This window comes from Nocardia amamiensis (assembly GCF_015477605.1).
GTDB lineage: Bacteria > Actinomycetota > Actinomycetes > Mycobacteriales > Mycobacteriaceae > Nocardia > Nocardia amamiensis_A.
The window spans coordinates 1-19,382 of the sequence record NZ_JADLQX010000048.1 but is presented as its reverse complement, the minus strand read 5'-3'; the positions used below and the strand labels follow the sequence as shown (position 1 = coordinate 19,382).

Below are 19,382 nucleotides of genomic sequence, written 5' to 3'. Positions count from 1 at the left end.
GACAGAATTTCATGATTGACCTTTCGCTATGTCTGGGTGGAGGAGCGGCCGAGGGTGAGGTAGGTCCAGCCGGCGGCTCGCCACCGGACTGCGTCGAGGCCGCTGCGGCCGTCTACCAACTGGGGTGTGTGCGCGAGGGCGGTGAGCCGCGCGGGGTCGAGATCGGCGAACTCGCCCCACTCGGTCAGGTGCAGCACGGCATGCGTGCCGATCACGGCATCGGCGACGTTGTCTACGTAGTCGAGTTGCGGGTGCGCCTTGAGCGCGTTGGCTCTCGCCTGTGGGTGCGGGTCATAGACCACGACATTCGCGCCACGTTCGTGCAGTGCCGCCGCGACGGCGAGCGCCGGAGAATCGCGGACGTCGTCGGTGCCGGGTTTGAAAGCCGCGCCCCAGACACCGATCCGCCGGCCATCGAGCGATCCGCCGCACGCCTGGCTGGCCAGCTCGACCATCCGCGAGCGGCGTCGGCCGTTGACAGCGTCGACTTCACGCAGGAAGCCGAGAGCCTGACCAGCCCCGAGCTCCTCGGCCCTGACGACAAACGCACGGATGTCTTTTGGCAGACAGCCGCCACCGAAGCCGACCCCTGGCTGGAGGAATTGCCCGCCGATGCGGGTGTCATACGACAGCGCCTCGGCCAGCTGATGTACGTCGCCACCAGCCGCTTCGCACAGTTCCGCCATGGCATTGACGAACGAGATCTTGGTTGCCAGAAACGAGTTCGCGGCCGTCTTGATCAGTTCCGCGGTCGGCAGGTCGGTTTCCACCACCGGCACGCCCGCCGTCAGCAACGGTGCGTAGACGCCACGTAGCGCGAGTTTGGCCGGTTCGTCTCCGGCCGCGAAGCCGAAGACGAGGCGGTCCGGGCGCAGGGTGTCGGCAACGGCGTGGCTCTCGCGGAGGAATTCCGGACTCCACGCCACCCGCACGCTGTTTCCCGCTGGTGCGAGACGCCGGATTCCGGCGGTGATCCGGTCAGCCGTGCCGACCGGCACGGTCGATTTGCCGACCAGGACGCACGGCCCGGCCAGCTGCGGCGCCAGCGTCGCGACGGCCGACTCTATCTGGCCGAGGTCCGCACCGCCGTCGGCACGCTGTGGCGTGCCGACGGTCAGGAAGTGCACTTCGCCGAATTCGCCCGCCTCGGCATACGAGCCGGTAAATCTCAGCCGGCCGGATTCGACGTTGCGGCGCATGATGGAGTCGAGGTTCTGTTCGAAGAACGGAGGTCGGCCCTGTGCGAGCATGCCGATCTTCTCGAGATCGGTGTCGACCCCGAGCACGTCGTGCCCCAGCTCGGCCATGCACGCCGCGTGTGTCGCGCCGAGGTAGCCGCAACCGATCACGGTAATCCTCATCGGATCGTTCCTCGCGGCCGTGGATCGAATCGACGAATCCGGTCGCACCCTTCGGCCAGCGATTCGTCGTCTTTGGCGAAACAGAAGCGCAGCAGGGACTCGCCGGTCGTCCCGCGATAGAAGGCGCTGCCGGGCACCGATGCCACCCGCCCACGCTCGAGGAGATCCATCGCGGCTCCGGTCGAGCTGGTGAACCCCCAGGCCGATATGTCGGCGAGCACGTAGTACGCCCCCTGCGGGACGATCGGCACCGTACCGGCCGCCTGCAACGCGTCGCACAGCGTGTCGCGTTTGCGCTGGTAGTCCGACGCGAGCCCGGCGAAGTAGCTTTCGGGCAACGCGAAACCGGCTGTCACGCCATATTGCAGCGGGTTCGGCGCGCAGATGTAGTACAGGTCGTTGACCAGCGCAATCGCCTGTGCCATCGGCTCGGGCGCCACCGCGTAACCGAGGCGCCATCCGGTGATGCTGAAGGTCTTGGACAGACCCATGACGCTGACCGTGCGGGGGGCGAGGCCTCCCACGGTCGCCGGTGAGATGTGCGACCTGCCGTCGAAGCGAATGTACTCGTAGATCTCGTCGCTGATGATGAGCAGATCGCGCTCGTGCGCCACTCGCGCAACCACCTCGAGCTCGGCGCGGTCGAACATCTTGCCGCTCGGGTTCGATGGCGTACAAATGACCAGCGCCCGGGTGTTGGGCTGTAGCGCGGCCCGCAGCGTCTCCTCGGTCAAGGTGAACCTCGGCGGCGTGAGGGTCAAGAATTGTGGCTCGAGGCCGGCCACGATCGAGCAATTGAGGTGGTAACCGTAGTACGGCTCCATTACCAGGATGCCGTCGCCCGGGTTCAGCAGTGCGTTCACCGTGGTCGCGAACGCGCCCGTCGCGCCGAGCGTCACCACGATCTCGGTCTCGGGATTGGCGTGAATGCCGTTGTCACGCAACAGCTTACCTGCGATCGCATCGCGAAGCGCGCGGTTTCCCTCGGGGTAGGTGTACGTGCTGTGGTTCGCCTCGATCGCCGCTTTCGCGGCCCCGGCGACCACGGGTGGTGTCGGCAGATCGCAAATACCCTGCCCGAGATTGATTGCTCCGACGCGGTCGCTCTCCCGGCTCATCCGCCGGATGTCCGACAACGCCAGACCGTACAGGCGTTCGGCCAGAAACCGAGGCGTGCGACATTCGGGCGCTGTCATCGGCTGACCTGCCAGTGCACATCAGGGACCTCGGCGCTCGTCGAGTCAGGGAGACCTAAGCGACGCGAGAAGTCCGCGATGGTGCGGCGAAGTCCCTCGACGAGGCCGATGCCGGGGTTCCAGTCGAACAGTCCGCGGGCCTTGGCGACGTCGGGTCGCCGGTGCGTCGGATCATCCTGTGGCAAGGGCGCGAAAGCGAATTCGGACCGTGACTCGGTAAGATCCCGAATCGCCCGAGCGATCTGCTCGATGGTCACCTCGACGGGGTTCCCGAGGTTCACCGGGCCCGTGACGTGCTCGGCGTTCATCAGGCGGACCGCCCCCTCGACGAGGTCGTCGACGTAGCAGAACGATCGGGTCTGGGTGCCGTCGCCGTAGATTGTCATAGGCTCGCCGCGCAGCGCCTGGACGGTGAAATTCGATATCACCCTGCCGTCGTTCTCGTCCATCCGCGGTCCGTAGGTGTTGAAAATGCGCGCGACCCGGATCGGGACGTCGTATTGCTGCGAGAAGTTGAACGCGAGCGCCTCCGCGCAGCGCTTTCCCTCGTCGTAGCAGGCGCGAATGCCGATCGGGTTCACCTGACCCCAGTAATCCTCCGACTGCGGGTGCACGGCGGGATCACCATATATCTCCGAGGTGGACGCGACGAACAACCGTGCCCCAACCGCCCGCGCCGCCTCGAGCGCATGCAGGGTGCCCACGACACAGGTCGTGATGGTCCGAACCGGATTGCGCTGGTAGTGGATTGGAGAAGCCGGGCAAGCCAGATGGAAGATCTGGTCCGCCTCGAAATGGAACGGCTCGCAGACATCGTGCCGTACGAATTCGAATCGAGGGTGGCCGAGCATATGCTCGATATTGTGCCGCGACCCGGTGTAAAGGTTGTCGAGGCACACGATTGCGTGGCCTTCTCCGAGCAGTCGTTCGCAAAGGTGTGAGCCTATGAAACCGGCGCCGCCGGTGATGACGATTCGTTTCGAATGCATCGAATGTGTTCCCTTTCATGACGGCCCGACCACAGTCGGTGGTACCGGCCCATCGTCAGCGCATCGAGAATCCGCCGTTGCAGTCGATTGTTTCGCCGGTGATGAATTCGCTCTCCACCAGGAATCTGATCGTGCGGGCGACATCGGTGACGTCACCGATACGGCCGAGTGGCGTGTTCTCGATGAATTGGCGCAACATGTCCTGCGGCGTGACCCGTGCGTGGAATCGCGTGTCGATCATTCCGGGAGCGACGGCGTTGACACGGATCTTCGGTGCCAGCTCCTTCGCGGCGCCCCTGGTGAAGGAATCGACAGCCGCCTTCGAAGCGCCGTACGCAGTCGCGGTCGGGGCGCCGTGCCGCATCGCGATCGACGTCACGTTCACCACGCACGGATTCGTGCCCCGCTCGAGCAAACCAGTGCACAAGCTGGTGAGCCGCATGGCGGACACGGCGTTGAGCACGAAGGTGTCGGCGAGGTGGGACCACGTAAGGTCCTTGACCGACTGCCGCTCGAGCATTCCGCCGGCGTTGTTGACCAGGACGTCGAGGGCCGGCAACAGCCCGGCGATTTCATCGACAAGGTTCTCGCAGCCGATATCGGTGGTGAGATCGGCGCCGACAAGATCGACGCTCTCGCACAATGGCGCCAACTCTTCGCGCAATGCGACGGCGTCGGCCTTGGATGTGTTGTAGTGCAAGATCATTCGGTTTCCCGGTGCCAGCTCGCGCGCGGTCGCCGCGCCGATGCCTGTTCCAGCGCCGGTGATCAGAATCGTCTTATTCACTGATATCCCTATTTCCGTCCGGCGAGCCGGAACCCCCGGCGGTGATCGAGTCGGCGCGGTTCCCGAACCGCAGGGCCAGCACCTCTGGAACCCGCATATTGATCGCGTGCTTCCGCGCCTGATCAGTGCACGCCTCGACGGAATCCGCCCAGGCGGGACTCGTTTCCCAGCAGCTCCTGATCGACGCGGCGAGCAACTCGGCCACCTCCCCGGCCTCGATGTTTCCGTTCACGACCGAGTGCTCGAGCGCGAGGCGCAGTTCGGTCCTGGCATTCACCACACACATCGTCCATTTGGGAAGAACGGTCATCGTGGCGCCCGGCTGCACACCGAACACGCCGATGTTGCGACGTATGCGCGAATCCGAGACCGTATTGATGGCAACCTTCAGGTAGGTGCCAAGAATTTCCGACCGGGCGAGCTCCGGATAGAAGTCACGTAGCCTGGTCAGGGTCCGCTCGGCTCGCTCCTCCATTTCCGGGTGGCCCGCGGTGAGATACTGCCTGTATTCGACCGGGAATTCGCAGGTTTCCGGATTCATCACGACGTTCATGATGTGCGCGGCAGGCGGATGGTAGATCATTGCGCAGTGCTCGTTGAGCGGGCTGAGCATGCCACCGTAGGAATCCTCGAGCTTCAGGCAGGTGAAGTTCTTGTCCGTGCCGTCGGGCAGATCCACATAGAGGATTCCCCGCAGCGCCATGAAAAGCCGAGGGAAGTTCAGTGCCGGGTTCAGCTTCCTGGCCATCCCGAAGGCGGCGGTCGCCGCGCACAGGCTCACCTGGTCGGCGATCAGGGATTCCGCGGAGCCGTCCGCCGAGGTGTATTCGACGAGGTACCGTCCGTCAGCGCGGCGGTCGATGGTGGTGACGGTGCTGCCTTCGCGAAAGTCGACCCCGCACTCCCGAAGTTCCCAGTCCAGGACGGTCGACACCAGCACGGGGTTCATTCCTCGTTGCGGCGTAAGGAATCCGGCCGCGACGTCCAGAACGCCGGGGACGTCCGGGATCTCCCGGCAGATAGCGGACGGCTCGCCGAACACCGCGTTCGCCGGGTCCTCCTGGCACCGCTGTGCGTAATGCGAGCGGATGACATCCATATTGGCTCGGCACTGGCCGACGATGTCGTGCCCGTCGGTCATCATGCTCTGCGAGGCGATGATGCGGCTGTAGGTCTTGCCGCTGTAGATCAGTTCGGGGAAGAACCGATCGTTCACGATCCGGCCGTCGAGACAGTCCCTGGCGCTCTGCGGGTCGAACGGATACTCTGCGCCACTGTGGTTTTCGCTGACGATATTGCTGGTCTGCGTGCACACCGGGTACGTTCCGGCGAACCGCGCCCGTTCCTTCTCGAGAACGACGACGGCATAGCCCGCGCGGCTGCGCGTGATCGCGGCGAGGCAACCGGCGACCCCCGCGCCGACGACGACATGCAACTCCGTGCGCTTCATCGTCAGCCCCTCGAAATCGCCGGGGCCTTGGCATATTTCGCCTGAACGTGTTTGAGCGCGGCCGCGAGACCGCGGATATCGGCCTCGGTGTGGTTCGCGGCAATGCACACACGCAACTGCGCGGATCGCCTGCGCACGATTGGGAAGAAGACAACGGAGACGTAATACCCTTGCCGCAGCATCTCTTCGCCGGCCGAAATGGCGTCCTGCTCGTCGCCGATCATCACCATGCGGATCGGGCTGAACGGCAGTGGCTCGCCCATCAGCTCGTCGAACAGCGTGACGCGTTCCCGCAGCGTCTGTTGCAGCCGGGCGATCGTGCCGTCCTTGTGCAGGTCGACGACGGCCCGGCAGGCATGTACCGCTTGGAAGGTCTGCGCCGCGGAGAAGGAGTAGACCTGCCCGTAGGACCGGATCAGACGCTCACGCCATTCACCGGCGACCACCAGCCCGCCGCCGTAGGCGCCGAAACCCTTGGACAGCGAGAAGGTGAGGATCACCCGGTCCGGGACATCACCCGCGATCTCGCTGAGCAAGATGCCTTCGCCGCGCTCACCGAAAACCGTCATGCCGTGCGCGTCATCGATGTAGAGGAAGAAGTCGAGTTCCTCGGCCAGGTCCAGGAGTTCGCGGGCCGGGCAGAGGCCACCCATCGAATAGATGCCATCGGCGATATAGACCGCCACCTCATCCCGGGCTTTCGCCTGCAGTACCTGTTCGCGCAGCGCCTCGAGGGAATTATGCGAAATGGTCTCAACCCTCGCCTCGACGGCCAGCACCGGCTTCAGGTACTGCATGGATGAATGCGCGAACTGGTCGAAGATCAGGCAGGTCTTGCGGGGTTCGTACTGGTCGATAAGCACACCGCTTGCCAGTAGCGGCATCAGCGAGATATGCGCGGTCGTCGTCGACGGAAAGGTGATCACCCGGCCCCGATACAATTCCGACAGTTCCTCCTCGAGGAGACGCTGCGGCTCGATGGAAAACCGTGAGCGTGCACAGCAGAAATTCATTCCCCACTGCTCGTCGACGGATTTCGAGGCTTCGATCACCTTGGGGTGCAGATCAAGCCCGAGGTACGAGCAGTTGACGAACTCTACGACGTCGGAATTGTCGGGGAGTAGAACGTGTTTTCCGTTTCTTCCCTGCACGGTCACTTGCATCAGGTTGGCCTTGATCGCACGCTCGTAGTTGGCGGCCGCTTCCTTGACGACAAATGGTGTGTTCCGCAGCTTCGCACTGCCAGGTGGTTGCACTGCTCGATCTTGGCGGTCGCGGATGAGTTCTGGTGATGTCACATATTCGATTCAACATGGTTCGGCTGTCCCGCTGCAATATTCGGAATTGGACCGGATGTCTGTCCAACAATGCGCTGCTGTACACGATTTGGACCTTTTCGAATGGCTGTTAACATTCCGCTTCGAGGCACAGGGCGGCATCGAGCCGGGCGATTATCAGAGTCCGGACCCTCGGCCAGGTTTCGGTGCCGCGCAGGTCCATCCAGATTATGACCAGCCTGGACAGCAACTCGGTGAACGGTTCTATTTCCGGGTGGTTTTCCACAAGATGCTGCTCCACGACCGACCTCGGCGGGGCGACCTGCTGGTCGGTGCGTTCGAGTTGCGCCTCGTGCCATAGCTGCAGGAGTTCCCCGCCGGTCTCGAGAACCGAATCGCTGTGCTCGGCGAAGTCCTGGCTCGGCCAGCGCTGGGCGGTCTCGACTTTGGCGACCGTCGAGGCACTGTGCAAGATCCTCCGGCCCAGCTCGGCCTGCGACAATCCATGCTGGATGCGTTGTCGGCGCACCTCGGCACCGAACCTGTGCCGTGCGGAGACATGCGGCGTCAAATCGCTCATTCGCCTGCTCAAGACGGTTCCCCCGGGTGCTGGTCGAGCGCGAGCCATCCGGCGGGCCGCTCGGCGGCGGGAATCATCGCACCCCTTACGGATCGGGCCAGTATCAGTCGCTTCCCATGCTGATCCCACAACGGCACACCGGCATCGGTCGATCGACCTATTCGGCTGCCCACGTTCCGGATTCGCGCGGGACCGCGTTGTCATTGCCGACATCTCCAGGGAGGTTCTGCGAACGTTATCGACTCGCGCGATCGCGCCTCAAATCTGGTGCTTGACCAGCAACGCCAGCAGCGCCGACGCTGAACCGGCGCTCAGCTGATCGGTCAGCTGACCCCACAACCGCCGATCAGCGGCCTGCCGCCCATCGGTGACCAAAACGTTCCAGAGTGCGCAGACCCGGCAGCAATGCCTGGCGTTCACGCACACTCGCCGGTGACATCACCTACGTCCGCACCTGGGAAGGATGGCTGTATCTGGCTGGTCACGGTCGTGTCCTTCCTGGGGCGGGGCCGAGGGTGAGCGAGACGGGACCCGATGCGTTGTCGCGGAGCCGCCGCACTGAACGGCGCGGCCGGAGTCGGCCGGCGAGGCTTCCAGCAGCCGGGCGAGGGCTTGCTGTTCGGCGCGACGCTGGGCGAGCCCCCGCTGGCGACAACTGGCTGGGTTCCGGCCGCCGGAGTGAGTGCGATGGGTCGAGCTTCGGCTGCCAGGGCGACGGCGTGTCCGAGGATCCGCTGTCACAGGGCGGGCGAACGCGAGCCTGGCGGCCCAGCCCTGGCCAGAAGCGAGAAACATCACCCGATGAGTACGAACCGCCCATCACAGGCTAGTGTGGATCGAGTGCGTGACATGTCACGCCAAGCGTCGTAGATCGCATTCGCTTCGCAACCAGCGCTTGCCGCATCCGCTCTTCTTACGGCGATCGATTTTGCCCATCGGCAATCTCGCCATTTCGTGCCCCCGGCGCGGACCCGGAAGGTCCGTAGACGGCTCGGGCACCACCTGATGCCTGAAAGGCACCGCAACACCTATGAGTTCTGCTGACATCTCTTTTGCCGCGCTCGGCGTGAGCGCACCGCTGGTGAAGGCGTTGACTCGCGCCGGGATCACCGAGCCTTTTCCGATCCAGACCGACACCCTGCCCGATTCGCTGGCCGGACGCGACGTGCTGGGCCGTGGCCGGACCGGCAGCGGCAAGACGCTGGCCTTCGCCATTCCTATGGTCAACCGTCTCGGCGGCGGTCTCGCCGGTAGGCGCGCACCGAGCCGCCCGACCGGCCTGGTGCTGGCGCCGACTCGGGAGTTGGCCACCCAGATCACGGCGGCGCTGGAACCCCTCGCCGCGGCCTATCGCATGACCGTCACCACGATTTTCGGTGGGGTCCCGCAGAACCGGCAGGTCCGGGCGCTGCGCGCCGGTGTCGACATTGTCGTCGCCTGCCCCGGCCGGCTCGAGGATCTGATGAACCAACGTCTGATCTCCCTGGATGCCGTCGAGGTCACAGTTATCGACGAGGCCGACCACATGGCCGACCTCGGGTTCCTGCCAGGCGTGACCCGCATTCTCGCGGCCACCCCGAATGACGGTCAGCGCCTGCTGTTCTCGGCCACCCTGGATAACGGCGTCAACAAGCTGGTCAGCCGCTTCCTGCCGGATGCCGAGCTGCATTCGGTCGATGAGGCGAACTCCCCGGTCGCCGCCATGACCCATCACGTTTTCGAAACCGCGAGCGTCGAAGCCAAGCGCGAGGTCGTACACCGGCTCGCTTCGGGCTCGGGTCGGCGAATCCTGTTCATGCGCACCAAACATCAGGCTCGCAAACTGGCCAGGCAGCTGACCCTCGCCGGAATCCCGGCCGTCGATCTGCACGGCAACCTCTCGCAGGGTGCCCGCGACCGCAACCTCGCGGTCTTCGCCGCCGGTGATGCCCTGGTGCTGGTGGCCACCGATGTGGCCGCGCGCGGCGTGCACGTCGACGATGTCGAGCTGGTCGTGCACGTGGACCCGCCCGCCGAACACAAGGCCTACCTGCACCGTTCAGGCCGTACCGCGCGGGCCGGCAACTCCGGTGAAGTGATCACCCTGGTGCTGCCCGGCGAACGACGCGGCCTGGCCGACCTCATGCGCAAGGCCAAGATCACCGTGACCCCGCAACGGGTCACCGCCGATTCGCCCGTGGTGGCCGAGCTCGTCGGCACGACTGCCCCATTCGTCGCGCCCTCCTACAGCGAGCGGGCGGCACGTGAAGACGACCGCCGCAGCAGCGGCGGACCGTACCGCAGCAGTGGCGGACTGCGCCAAGGCAATGGCCGCCCGCGCAGGGGCAGTGGCGGACCGCGCCAAGGCAGCGGCCGTCGCAACGGCAGTGCGGCGCAAGGGCAGTCGCGCGCCAAGCCGCGCGCTCACTCCGCGCGCGGAACGGCCGCATAGGTCCCGTTTTTCGGTCGCTCACCCAGACCAGCCTGTGCCGAGATCTCCGAGGCGCTGAGCATCGCCGGCGAATCCTTTCTATCAAGTGCGACAGCCGATTTAATCTGGCGGGGCTTGATGGAGCGCAGAAGCGAAGAGTGCGAGCGGCAGGCGCGAATCGTGCGGTACTGGCGGGCAGTAGAGTACTTCAGCCCGCCGAAGGTTGATCCGGTCGATCCCAAGAAGGGGATTCGTGCGATCTACCACGGACGCCCGTTGCCCTGGGAGCATGGGGAATTGGCTCCGGCTCGGAAAAATAGGATATGGCGGCACAGTGTGTACGCCGGGGTTTTCGACGTGACCAAGGCCGGACCGCGGGTGTCGGCGTGGGTGCAATCATCGGTCGCCGTCCGACCACTGCTCCTCGCGCGGATTACTGAGCCGTCTCGGGGCGTGCGGCCGCCGACTCCATGAGTACTGCCGCCCTGTTCGTGAGATCGTCGTGGACCTCGGTTGCACGCCCTGGTCGAGCTCGCGCCGGCATCTCAGTCCTGCGGCGCGGGGTTGATTGTGTCGCCGTCCCAGCTCAGATCCGATTCCTCGGTGATCTCGAAGGCCTCGAAACGATCGTCGGCCACAACCGCGTCGATCAGAGCCCGTGAGCCGGCGACGATCGTGGAGTCGAAGTCGATCTCGCTGGCCACAACCCATGCGTGGTCGGCGGGCCAGAGCAGCTGGGGCATCACTCCGGGGAAGTCGGTCGTCCAGCCCAGGCCCGCCGCATGCACCCAGCTGGGGTCGGCGAGTTCGGAGAGACTGGTGTCGAACAGCATGAAATCGCGTCCCGGCCACCGCAGGAAAGGCCCTGCCTCGACCGCCCGTCTGACCTGCGGCGCGACAGAGGCAGCCAGCTCGGCGTCGATTCGAGCTCGCTCGCGCTCAAGGTTCTGCGGATCGCCGTCGGTGGACGCGACGAACACCGCACCCGAGGATGTGTTCAGCTCGCCGAATCCATTCCAAACTCCAGCCGTCACCTCTTCCGGTGCCTCGGTGGCTGCACGGAGGTGGACAGTGAGCGCGGCCAGCAGGCATGGGTCGAACCACCCCTCGACGGTCTGGCCGACTTGCCAGCCGTCGTCGAACGACATAGCCGCTTCGTCCTCACCGTCGGTGAGGTTGCGCCACTGCACCAGCGGATGCATCACTCTGCCGTTGCGCACGGCGACCTCGGCCCACGGCCACATCGCCTCCTCCACGATCTCGGGATTGCCCCACTCGTCGGTGACCGTGACGTCGCGGCGGGTCGCCTCGACCGGGTGCAGGATCCGCGCATAAGCCTCGAAGCCGGTACCAGCGACGCCGCCGACCCCGTGTTCGCCGACGCGCGCCAGCAGCCACCCACCACGCTCGAAATCCGTTGTGAACTCCACCCAGCCAGCCTAGTGAGCCACGCCTGTCGGGCAGCTCTGTCTCTGGCGTCAGCTCCGTCGGGCTGCTGTAGCCGTTCGAGGATAGTCTTTGGGTAGGACACTTCGATCCGGTCGTCGGCTCTGAACATCTTCGGTGCCGGGGCGGCTATCGATGGCGCGCCAACCCGACCGGACGGACACGGCAGTCAGCCACTCACACCCACGGCCAGTACCTGTCGTCGATGAAGCCCGTGTGCGTAGTGGTCGACTCCCCCTCCGGACACCGTTCTGTCATGCATCCTCCGCGAATTTGCAGAGGATGCATTCTTTTTGGGATCTGGACGGTGTCCGGAGGGGGTCCGGACACCGTCGATCTGCAAATTTGCGCAGGTGGCCCGTTAAAGGCGTAAACGGCGACACCGGTGAGTGAGGGGTTCGGTGGTCGCGGATCGGTGCGGCAGTCGAAACGCGGATCACTCCGGTCGAGCTAGCGCCTTCGTTACCGGGTCACTCGCGGCGATGTCTGTGGGCCTCTCGCTGGTTGCCGGTGAGGCGTGTTCGGCGTCGGGCAGAAAGGTCGTCGCGAGCCGGTCTGGCGCCAGTTCGGCAGCGCGAGTCACCATCTAGAACGTGCTTGCTGGCAGACCGCGTGCCGCCAGCGGGACCTGCTCGACCTCCAGCAGGTCGTCCGGCCCTGCGCATCGAGGCCACAACTGGGCCACAGCCGGGTCATGGGTATCGGCCTTGCTACCCCAGACGAGTCTGCTCTGAACTCTGTGGTCAACTCCCTGCCTCAACCCGAATCGTTGGCGTCGCAGACGGATCGATCAGGCCATACAGATGGTCCAGGGCAATATGGGCATGTATGGCTGCACCACATCTCAGGGCCTCGTCGTTCGCGTAGAACGATGGATGATGGTTCGGTACCAGGCCGCGACCGCCCGCGATGGGTTCGAACGTAGGGGCACCGGAACCGTCCGTCACCCACCGAGTGTCTTGTGCGCCATACAGCACATACAGGCCACCGAAGCGGCGAATCAGGGCAGACACATCGTCATAGCCGAGTGTGGGCGGCGAAACGAGAAGTCGCTCCTGGCCGACCAGACGACGCAGAGTCGGCAGCGTGGATTCGATCCACCCTGTCTGATTCACGACCGCGGGCACCTCGTGATCGAACCGGACCTCGGCGGAGCAGTCGTGGCTTTGCGCCTGACCAATAGCGAGATCGTGGAGGCCGGTCTTCAGCCGCTCCATATCGGCATCTTCCGCGCATCGGATTGTGCCTTCGAGCCTGATCCGGTCGCCGATGATATTGAAGCGGCCCTGATCTTCGACGTGCCCGAATGTCACGGTCGCCGGTTGCCACACGGGGATCCGGCGGACTAGATGCGCGGCACCCACGATGACACCTGCGGCGGCGGGCATGGGGTCGATGCCGAGCCATGGCATCGCGGCGTGTGTCTGCCGACCTTGGATGATCACCTCGACCCGGGTCGAGGCTGCGAATTGGCTACCCGACCGGTATGCCACGGTGCCGCTGGGCAATGGTGAGACGTGCATGCCGAACACCATCGTCGGCTCGACACCGGCGAACGCGCCTTCGTCGATCATGACCTGAGCGCCGCCCTGCTCACCTATAGGTGCGCCTTCCTCAGCGGGCTGAAATACGCACAAGACTGTGCCGGGGAGCTCACTTCGAAACATTGCGAGCACTTTGGTGGCGATCAGCACCGTCGCCATATGGCAGTCATGGCCGCAGGCGTGCGCGACCGGGATGCTCGTGCCGTTCGGTCCTTCTACCTCTCGGTCGGACGCGAAACTCACACCTGAGGTCTCTCGCACCGGGAGTGCGTCCATATCAGCGCGCAGCGCGATCGTCTTGTCGCCTGGCTTCCCACCGCGGATCACCCCGATAACGCCATGCCCGGCGAGGTCGGTGCGGATCTCGTCGACGCCGAACCGCCTGAGCTGCTCTGCTAGGTAGGCCGCAGTGGCAATTTCGCGGTTGGACAGTTCAGGATTGCGATGCAAGTGGTGCCGGTGCCGGATCAATTCGGGTTCGAGATCCCGGAGGGCCTGGTCGACTTGGTCTCGGAGTATGGTGGGCGTCATCGGTGAGCCGGCTCGGTAATCGACGTCGCGGGGACAGGGTGGCCGATGACGTTGGCAAGGACCTCGGGGTGGGTCAGCTGAGGATGGTGTCCGGCGCCGCGGATCGTCGTGAGCTCGACGCGTGTCCTGAGCGAATTCAACAGCGCGTGTGCCTGGTTGGTCAGCCCATCCTCGGACCCGATGACCACGTGGACCTGGCCCGGATACTGTTCGAGGGTGGACCGCAGTTCGGCGCGCCACCTTTCGTTCGCCGCGGCGGCCAGCAATTTTGCGACGTTGGCTGCGACAGGCGAGCGGCGAATGTCGAGCACGCTCGATTCCAATGCGGCGGCGTAATCGATAGTGCCGGTGAGCTTCCGAGACAGCTCGGCTGCACCGACACGCCGAAGGTACCAACGGGTCAACGGTGTCAGACGTGTCGAGCGCTCGGCGCTCGGCTGCAGAAAGAATGGCGCGACCAGCGTGATCAGTGCGACCCGCTCTGGATTCGCAGCGGCGTACTCGAGCACGGCGGCAGAGCCGATCGAATGACCCACCAGATGCGCATTACGTGTCGGTGCGAGTAGTGCATCGAGCCACGCCGACCACTCTCGCCCACTACCCGAAGACATCCCAAGACCCGGCAAGTCGACGACACGCGCGTCGCCCAAAGCTGTCGCGACCGGGCCCCAGGTATCGGCATTCACGGGCAGACCTGGAAGCACAACAGTAGGCGAATCCGCTACTCCGATCCTGAATGTCCGCACACCCGCCTGCTCCTCGAAGGCCCGCGGAGATTTATCAGCGGTTGCGGCCCCGAATCGATGGGCAGCAAGGTGATCGGCCCAGCGCAGGATCGATGATGCGGTGTCCGGGAAAGGCAAATTGTGGCGCTCGGCAAACCTCTGGGCCGGGCCGGTGGGGTAACGATCGGAGGCGAGGAAGGTCAGGGTCTCGGGATCGGCTTTGGTTATGCTCGGGGGAAGCCGCTTCACCAGCCCGACGGGAACGCGCGCCCGCGGTACCTTGACCCGATAGTGCCGACCAACCAGGGAGAGCAGGTCTGGAAGTCCTGGAGTGCCATCGTCGAGCAACCAGAAGGACTTTCCGGCAGTGCCGGGATCGCTGGGAAGCAGAGCCATGAAGCGGGCCAGGTAATCGACCGGCACGATGGGGACGAATGTGCTCGAATTCCCTGGCCGGGCAGCCATGGTTCCCTGCCAGATCTCCTTCAGATTGGCTGCAAGACCAAGCTGCTGGTCGGACTCTCCGGTGGTACTGACGCCAATGACGCTGGAGGGGTTCACGATCGACCACGGGACACCCAACTCGTTGGCCACTGCCTGAAAGACCGCGTCCCCCTCGACTTTCGAAGCCTCGTAGGCACCGAGACGACGATAGGTCCGATCGACGCGCTCCTTACTCCACGGCACACCGGCCGGGTCCTGCCCGCCCACGCGGTAGCCGGAAACATGCACCACCCTGGCCAACTTCGGCAACTGGGCTGCCAAAGACACGATCGCCCGGACGTTGTCCACATTGGCTTGCCGCGCCTCTGCCGTGGTCATCCCCCACCGGTAGGCGCCCGCGCAACCGTAGACCTCGGTGACGTCATCCAGTTCCCGGTTATCGCCTTGGACCAGGCTCGGCGTATCGAAGTCGACTCGAAGATCAATCGGAGCTGCCCTGCACCCGTGGTCAGCCAACCAGGACGCCAGCCGCGCAAAGGACTCGCTACTACGCGCGGCGGCGGTGACACGGATACCGGCCTCGTCCAAGGCAAGTATGAGATGGCGCCCCAGGAATCCGCTGGCCCCGAAAACCAGCGCGTGACGGGTGTCGCTCATGACGACTTCTCCTTCGGAATGGATGGGGTTCGGCCGAGCAGGCTGTCCAGGACTGTTGCCGCGCTGCGTAGCGGTTCGACATCGCGCGTTGCTCGTGCCACGATCACGGCACCCTCGACCATGCTGACCATCGCCGTCGCCAGGGCGCGAGCAGTGGAAGGCGGGTGACCGGCTGCGGTTAGATGCTCGCCAACCAAAGCGATCCAGGACTCGAACGCGGCCGCACAAGCCGAGCGCAACCGTTCACTGTGGGCACCCATCTCGAGCGTGACCACCGACACCGGACAGCCGATTCGAAAGTCACTGCCCACGAGCAGGTCAACCAACACATCCAACACCTGCCGGATCAGATCCGCAGTGGCGATCGTCGTCGGCTGCTCGGCCATCAATGCTCGGAACCGTTCGGCCGCAAGTTCGATCGCCCTCTCGCCGAGCTCCTCCTTCCCCTCCGGGAAGTGGAAGTACAGCGATCCTTTGGGGGCCCCCGCATGCGTCAAGACCGCATTGAGTCCGACACCGCTGTAGCCGTGCGTCTGGATCAACTCCAGCATCGACTGCACCATTCGGCCGCTTGTCTCAGCTCCTTTGGTTGTAACGCTCATAGGGGGAAAATAGACCAGTCTACTGATTATTTCAAGTGGCCCTGCCGCACGACGATCACGCTGCGGCAGCGGTGCGACCGGAGGAGCGGGGCGGCTACCAGGCGGCATGCACGAGTTGCGGAACGACGCCGCTCCGGACAACGCCGCATGCTGATCCGCTGACACCGCAGCGGTTTACGCCGGGGTCGGCATTGCCGAAGAAGTCAACGGGGTAGCCATCCCCACCATCGGGTTGCGGTAGTCCAGCAAGCGCTTGGCAGTACGGCTTCGGCTGCGGTGCACACAAGCTGTCGAAACGCTTTGCCCGAAGAGAGGTGTGACGCCCTGCGCAGACTGCGCCAGCCTTCGCCCTGCTATGCATGACCAGCTACATTCGCATGCCAATTGTGACCGACTCCAGACAGGCATCCGACCCGACATGTCCAACCCGTTGACCAGCTTCGCCGCAATCCACTCCGCGGTCTCACTCGCCCAGCAGATCGGCGACGGTCTCGGCACCTTCGCCTTCGCCGTGTCCGGGGCGCTGCTCGCGGTGCGAAAGAACTTCTACATCATCGGTATCGGCACCCTCGCCGCCGTTACCGCCGTCGGCGGCGGCATCACCCGTGACCTCATCGTCGGCCGTCACCCGCCGGTCGCCTTCACCGACCTCTGGTATCTGGGCGTCGCGCTCGCCGCCGCAGCGACCATCTTCTTTTGGCACCCGCCCCGGAAGCTGACCGGCCGACCGCTCGACATCGCCGACGCGCTGGGTCTCGGAACCTTCTGCGTCACTGGAACCCTCACCGCCTTCCAATTCGGATTCGGCGCCCCCTCGGCCACCCTGATCGGCGTGGTGACCGCCGTCGGCGGCGGCGCGCTGCGCGACCTCCTCGCCGGACAGGTTCCCCGCGTCCTTCGCCCCGACCAGGAGATCTACGCCATCCCCGCTCTACTCGGCGCCGCTGTCACCGCCGTGCTGGTCTACTTCGACCGTCTCACCGATCTCACCGGATCACTCGCCGCCCTCGGTGCTGTGGCCCTCAGGCTGCTTGCTCTGCACTACCACTGGCGCGCACCTCAGGCCCGGGCGGATAAGCGATCGCAGTGACCCGGATCATGATCCGCAACGACTCTTCTGCGAGGAGGTGGCCGCATGTCGACACGCTGTACGTTTCGAGGCTGGTGTCGTATGACGCGCGATCATGTCGTAAATCGAGGTCGACCGCTTCCCGGCTATCCCCTCCATCCCGGCCGATCTGGCGGCGTTCAACATGATCCGACCGTTCTGGGATTCCCAGTGCGGCAGCACGGTGATCGGTAGCCCGCCGACGTCCTGGGCGATCGACCCCAGCTCGGCCGATTCTCCCCGCCGATCCAGGTACGGCGCACTCATGATGTCGTTGTCCTCGAGTACGGGCACATCAAAAGGCAAGTAGGTCACGGCTATTCGCCGTTGCAGGGGCTTCGTCGCATGAACGACTCCCATGCGGCGCTGGAGCAGGCCGAAGGACGGCCGCCCACGATCGAGGGCCACGATCTCGCCGTCGAGGACGAGGCGCCCGCGGTCGCCGAACGCTGTCGACAATGCCTCGGCGATTTCGGGGTAGGACGAGGTGACCGGGTTGAGGTTGCGGTCCACAGCTCCGGCTCGCGGCCGCCGCCGACGGAGGCCAACACCCGGCACCCGTCGTACTTCATTTCGAACGACCAACGCTGTTCCGCGTTGTCCGCGGGTGCGCCGGCGCGATCAGCCGGCTCATGGGGCCGATTGTGCGCCCCTTTCGCGCAGCTCCGACGGCCTTTGCCGGTTCTCGCAGCCGGCAGTGCGCGGGTCGCTCCGCACCCGCCGACCTGCTCGGCGCCGACAATCATGACACCCTGTCCCCCGAGACCTCGGCCCGCCGACTCGGAAGGACCCGCGACACCGTGACCACCTAAACTCTCTGGCTCGGCGCCCTGCTGGTCGTCGGTGGCTCGGCCAGCCACAACTTCCTGTACCGCGATCGCGGTCGCCCCGGCGAGGAGTGTCGGGCGTTCATCGCGGCCCGCGAGGCCGCCGATAGGTTCGCGATTTCCGACGAGGTGGCGCGGTGTACCGTCTCGCCGACCGGATCATCCGAGAACGGGACAAACAGGCGCCTACTCGGCGCCACCCAAAACCGGGCGACCACAACCGAAAACAAGCCTGACAGGACACCGCCCCTTCAGACATCCCAGTGCCGTGTCGCACTACTGCCATGGCGGCGTCTAGGACTGCCGCGCAGGATCGACAATGTGGTTCTCGAGGATGGGACCAATGACCGCCAATGCCTCCGGTGACGTCATCTGAGTATGCTCGCAGTCCACCGTGTTCTCGTGCACGGTGCCGGTAACAGCGGACCGCCATGCCTGCGCCGGGCGTTGCTTGCCGGCATGGTCCATCACGCTCGCCGAGCCCGCCGCGCTGAAGTAGAGCAAGTCCCCGTCGAAGACACCCGGCCGGTATTCGCGCCATATCCGTCTGGAGTTCTCAACCGAGGCGGCAAGTCGTTCTAGGTGCGTGGAGGTGAGACCGGTCTCCGGACCGAACAACCTGTTCAACAGCGCGGCGGCATCCTCGAAGGAAAACTCGCCATCGGTGTGGGAGTCGGCGAGCGTCCTACCTACAGTTTCGAGACCTTCGACGTGGCTGTCGGCGAGGTCCGAACTTATGGCGTGGACCAACTTCTCGGCGCTTACCCTCCCCCCGAGTGGATCGTCCCCGTAGACCGCGGCCGTATCTTCTTCGTAAAGGACAGAATCCATCATTGCGAGCGTGGCAACGGCGTCACCGGCTCTGCGCAACTCGACGGCCATGGCATGTGCAATTGCGCCACCCAAGGACCACCCCAGCAGATGGTAGGGTCCGTGCGGCTGGACTGCGCGCATCTCGTCGACATACCGATGGGCCAGCTGACCAACCGATTCGAAGTTCGGTTCACCGCTGATGACCGGCGATTGCAGACCATATACCGGGCGGTCAGGTGAGAGGTATCGAACCAGCCCCGAATACGCCCACGAGAGTCCGAGTCCCGGATGTACGCAGAACAGAGCCGGATGACTTCCGGTCGAACGCAGCGGAATCACCGCACCGAAAGCATCGTCGATCGACACTCTGATGAGGCCCAGTGGATCCCCGATGCGACCGGCAACCCCTGTGACTGTCGGATCCAGGAAAATCAGTGGTAACGGAATCCGGCTACCGAGTCGTTCCTGCAGCGCAGTCACCACAGTGACCGCGAGCAACGAGTTCCCGCCCAATGCGAAGAAATCGTCGTCGAGCCCCACCCGCTCCACCCCCAACACCTCCGCGAACACCCCCGCCACCACCTGCTCCACCGCAGTCACCGGCGCCCGGAACACCACCGGGGCGAACACCGGCA

The 19,382-nt window shown here is 64.8% G+C and carries 16 protein-coding genes; 2 read left to right on the top strand and 14 right to left on the bottom strand.

Going from position 1 to position 19,382, the window contains the following annotated elements; all coding sequences use genetic code 11:
* Positions 1 to 26 precede the first annotated feature (26 nt).
* The 8 genes from IU459_RS34485 to IU459_RS34450 all read right to left on the bottom strand — a co-directional run bounded on the left by IU459_RS34485 (position 27) and on the right by IU459_RS34450 (position 8,060).
* A complete protein-coding gene (locus IU459_RS34485) occupies positions 27 to 1,361 on the bottom strand; it encodes a UDP-glucose dehydrogenase family protein (protein ID WP_195133792.1) in 1,335 nt (444 codons plus the stop codon).
* Entirely contained in the window at positions 1,358 to 2,557 is a 1,200-nt protein-coding gene (locus IU459_RS34480; RefSeq protein ID WP_195133791.1) for a pyridoxal phosphate-dependent aminotransferase, read from the bottom strand. The genes IU459_RS34485 and IU459_RS34480 overlap by 4 nt, the downstream gene beginning before the upstream one ends.
* On the bottom strand, positions 2,554 to 3,546 hold the full coding sequence (locus IU459_RS34475) for a UDP-glucuronic acid decarboxylase family protein (RefSeq protein ID WP_195133790.1): 993 nt from the start codon (positions 3,544 to 3,546) through the stop codon (positions 2,554 to 2,556). Before IU459_RS34475 ends, IU459_RS34480 begins: the two co-directional genes overlap by 4 nt.
* A 55-nt stretch (positions 3,547 to 3,601) precedes the next feature.
* The gene (locus IU459_RS34470; protein ID WP_195133789.1) at positions 3,602 to 4,333 is read right to left on the bottom strand and encodes an SDR family NAD(P)-dependent oxidoreductase; all 732 of its coding nucleotides are present in this window, start codon (positions 4,331 to 4,333) and stop codon (positions 3,602 to 3,604) included.
* Complete coding sequence (locus tag IU459_RS34465) at positions 4,326 to 5,783, bottom strand: FAD-dependent oxidoreductase (RefSeq protein ID WP_195133788.1); 1,458 nt, start codon at positions 5,781 to 5,783, stop codon at positions 4,326 to 4,328. The genes IU459_RS34470 and IU459_RS34465 overlap by 8 nt, the downstream gene beginning before the upstream one ends.
* A gap of 2 nt (positions 5,784 to 5,785) precedes the next feature.
* A complete protein-coding gene (locus tag IU459_RS34460; RefSeq protein ID WP_195133787.1) occupies positions 5,786 to 7,081 on the bottom strand; it encodes an aminotransferase class I/II-fold pyridoxal phosphate-dependent enzyme in 1,296 nt (431 codons plus the stop codon).
* 109 nt (positions 7,082 to 7,190) lie between these two features.
* Positions 7,191 to 7,640: a helix-turn-helix domain-containing protein gene (locus IU459_RS34455; protein ID WP_195133786.1), complete on the bottom strand. Its 450-nt coding sequence runs from the start codon at positions 7,638 to 7,640 to the stop codon at positions 7,191 to 7,193.
* 258 nt (positions 7,641 to 7,898) lie between these two features.
* The gene (locus IU459_RS34450; RefSeq protein ID WP_195133785.1) at positions 7,899 to 8,060 is read right to left on the bottom strand and encodes a hypothetical protein; all 162 of its coding nucleotides are present in this window, start codon (positions 8,058 to 8,060) and stop codon (positions 7,899 to 7,901) included.
* Between the two features lie 610 nt (positions 8,061 to 8,670).
* On the opposite strand from IU459_RS34450, the gene IU459_RS34445 reads away from it, so the two are divergent.
* Positions 8,671 to 10,071, top strand: a complete 1,401-nt coding sequence (locus IU459_RS34445) for a DEAD/DEAH box helicase (RefSeq protein ID WP_195133784.1) — start codon at positions 8,671 to 8,673, stop codon at positions 10,069 to 10,071.
* 524 nt (positions 10,072 to 10,595) lie between these two features.
* On the opposite strand, the gene IU459_RS34440 is transcribed toward IU459_RS34445, so the two are convergent.
* The 4 genes from IU459_RS34440 to IU459_RS34425 all read right to left on the bottom strand — a co-directional run bounded on the left by IU459_RS34440 (position 10,596) and on the right by IU459_RS34425 (position 15,948).
* Positions 10,596 to 11,480, bottom strand: coding sequence for a hypothetical protein (locus IU459_RS34440; RefSeq protein ID WP_195133783.1), 885 nt, complete (start codon positions 11,478 to 11,480; stop codon positions 10,596 to 10,598).
* Positions 11,481 to 12,239: 759 nt separating this feature from the next.
* On the bottom strand, positions 12,240 to 13,571 hold the full coding sequence (locus tag IU459_RS34435; RefSeq protein WP_195133782.1) for a M20 metallopeptidase family protein: 1,332 nt from the start codon (positions 13,569 to 13,571) through the stop codon (positions 12,240 to 12,242).
* The gene (locus IU459_RS34430) at positions 13,568 to 15,397 is read right to left on the bottom strand and encodes an alpha/beta fold hydrolase (protein WP_195133781.1); all 1,830 of its coding nucleotides are present in this window, start codon (positions 15,395 to 15,397) and stop codon (positions 13,568 to 13,570) included. The genes IU459_RS34435 and IU459_RS34430 overlap by 4 nt, the downstream gene beginning before the upstream one ends.
* Positions 15,394 to 15,948 (bottom strand): TetR/AcrR family transcriptional regulator, encoded by a 555-nt coding sequence (locus IU459_RS34425; protein ID WP_195133780.1) that lies wholly within the window; start codon positions 15,946 to 15,948, stop codon positions 15,394 to 15,396. Before IU459_RS34425 ends, IU459_RS34430 begins: the two co-directional genes overlap by 4 nt.
* 469 nt (positions 15,949 to 16,417) lie before the next feature.
* On the opposite strand from IU459_RS34425, the gene IU459_RS34420 reads away from it, so the two are divergent.
* Entirely contained in the window at positions 16,418 to 17,089 is a 672-nt protein-coding gene (locus IU459_RS34420; protein ID WP_195133779.1) for a trimeric intracellular cation channel family protein, read from the top strand.
* Positions 17,090 to 17,095: 6 nt separating this feature from the next.
* On the opposite strand, the gene IU459_RS38950 is transcribed toward IU459_RS34420, so the two are convergent.
* Together IU459_RS38950 and IU459_RS34410 are read right to left on the bottom strand one after the other, a co-directional pair.
* On the bottom strand, positions 17,096 to 17,620 hold the full coding sequence (locus IU459_RS38950; protein ID WP_324199139.1) for an ATP-dependent DNA ligase: 525 nt from the start codon (positions 17,618 to 17,620) through the stop codon (positions 17,096 to 17,098).
* A 608-nt stretch (positions 17,621 to 18,228) separates the two neighbouring features.
* Positions 18,229 to 19,382: thioesterase domain-containing protein (locus IU459_RS34410; protein WP_195133778.1), on the bottom strand; the 1,154-nt coding region annotated here is incomplete at its 5' end.

Coding starts and splice junctions, on each gene's coding strand:
- IU459_RS34485 (WP_195133792.1), bottom strand. CDS start 1,361: ATGAGGATTACCGTGATCGGTTGCGGCTACCTCGGCGCGACACACGCG.
- IU459_RS34480 (WP_195133791.1), bottom strand. CDS start 2,557: ATGACAGCGCCCGAATGTCGCACGCCTCGGTTTCTGGCCGAACGCCTG.
- IU459_RS34475 (WP_195133790.1), bottom strand. CDS start 3,546: ATGCATTCGAAACGAATCGTCATCACCGGCGGCGCCGGTTTCATAGGC.
- IU459_RS34465 (WP_195133788.1), bottom strand. CDS start 5,783: ATGAAGCGCACGGAGTTGCATGTCGTCGTCGGCGCGGGGGTCGCCGGT.
- IU459_RS34455 (WP_195133786.1), bottom strand. CDS start 7,640: ATGAGCGATTTGACGCCGCATGTCTCCGCACGGCACAGGTTCGGTGCC.
- IU459_RS34445 (WP_195133784.1), top strand. CDS start 8,671: ATGAGTTCTGCTGACATCTCTTTTGCCGCGCTCGGCGTGAGCGCACCG.
- IU459_RS34435 (WP_195133782.1), bottom strand. CDS start 13,571: ATGACGCCCACCATACTCCGAGACCAAGTCGACCAGGCCCTCCGGGAT.
- IU459_RS34430 (WP_195133781.1), bottom strand. CDS start 15,397: ATGAGCGACACCCGTCACGCGCTGGTTTTCGGGGCCAGCGGATTCCTG.
- IU459_RS34425 (WP_195133780.1), bottom strand. CDS start 15,948: ATGCTGGAGTTGATCCAGACGCACGGCTACAGCGGTGTCGGACTCAAT.
- IU459_RS34420 (WP_195133779.1), top strand. CDS start 16,418: ATGTCCAACCCGTTGACCAGCTTCGCCGCAATCCACTCCGCGGTCTCA.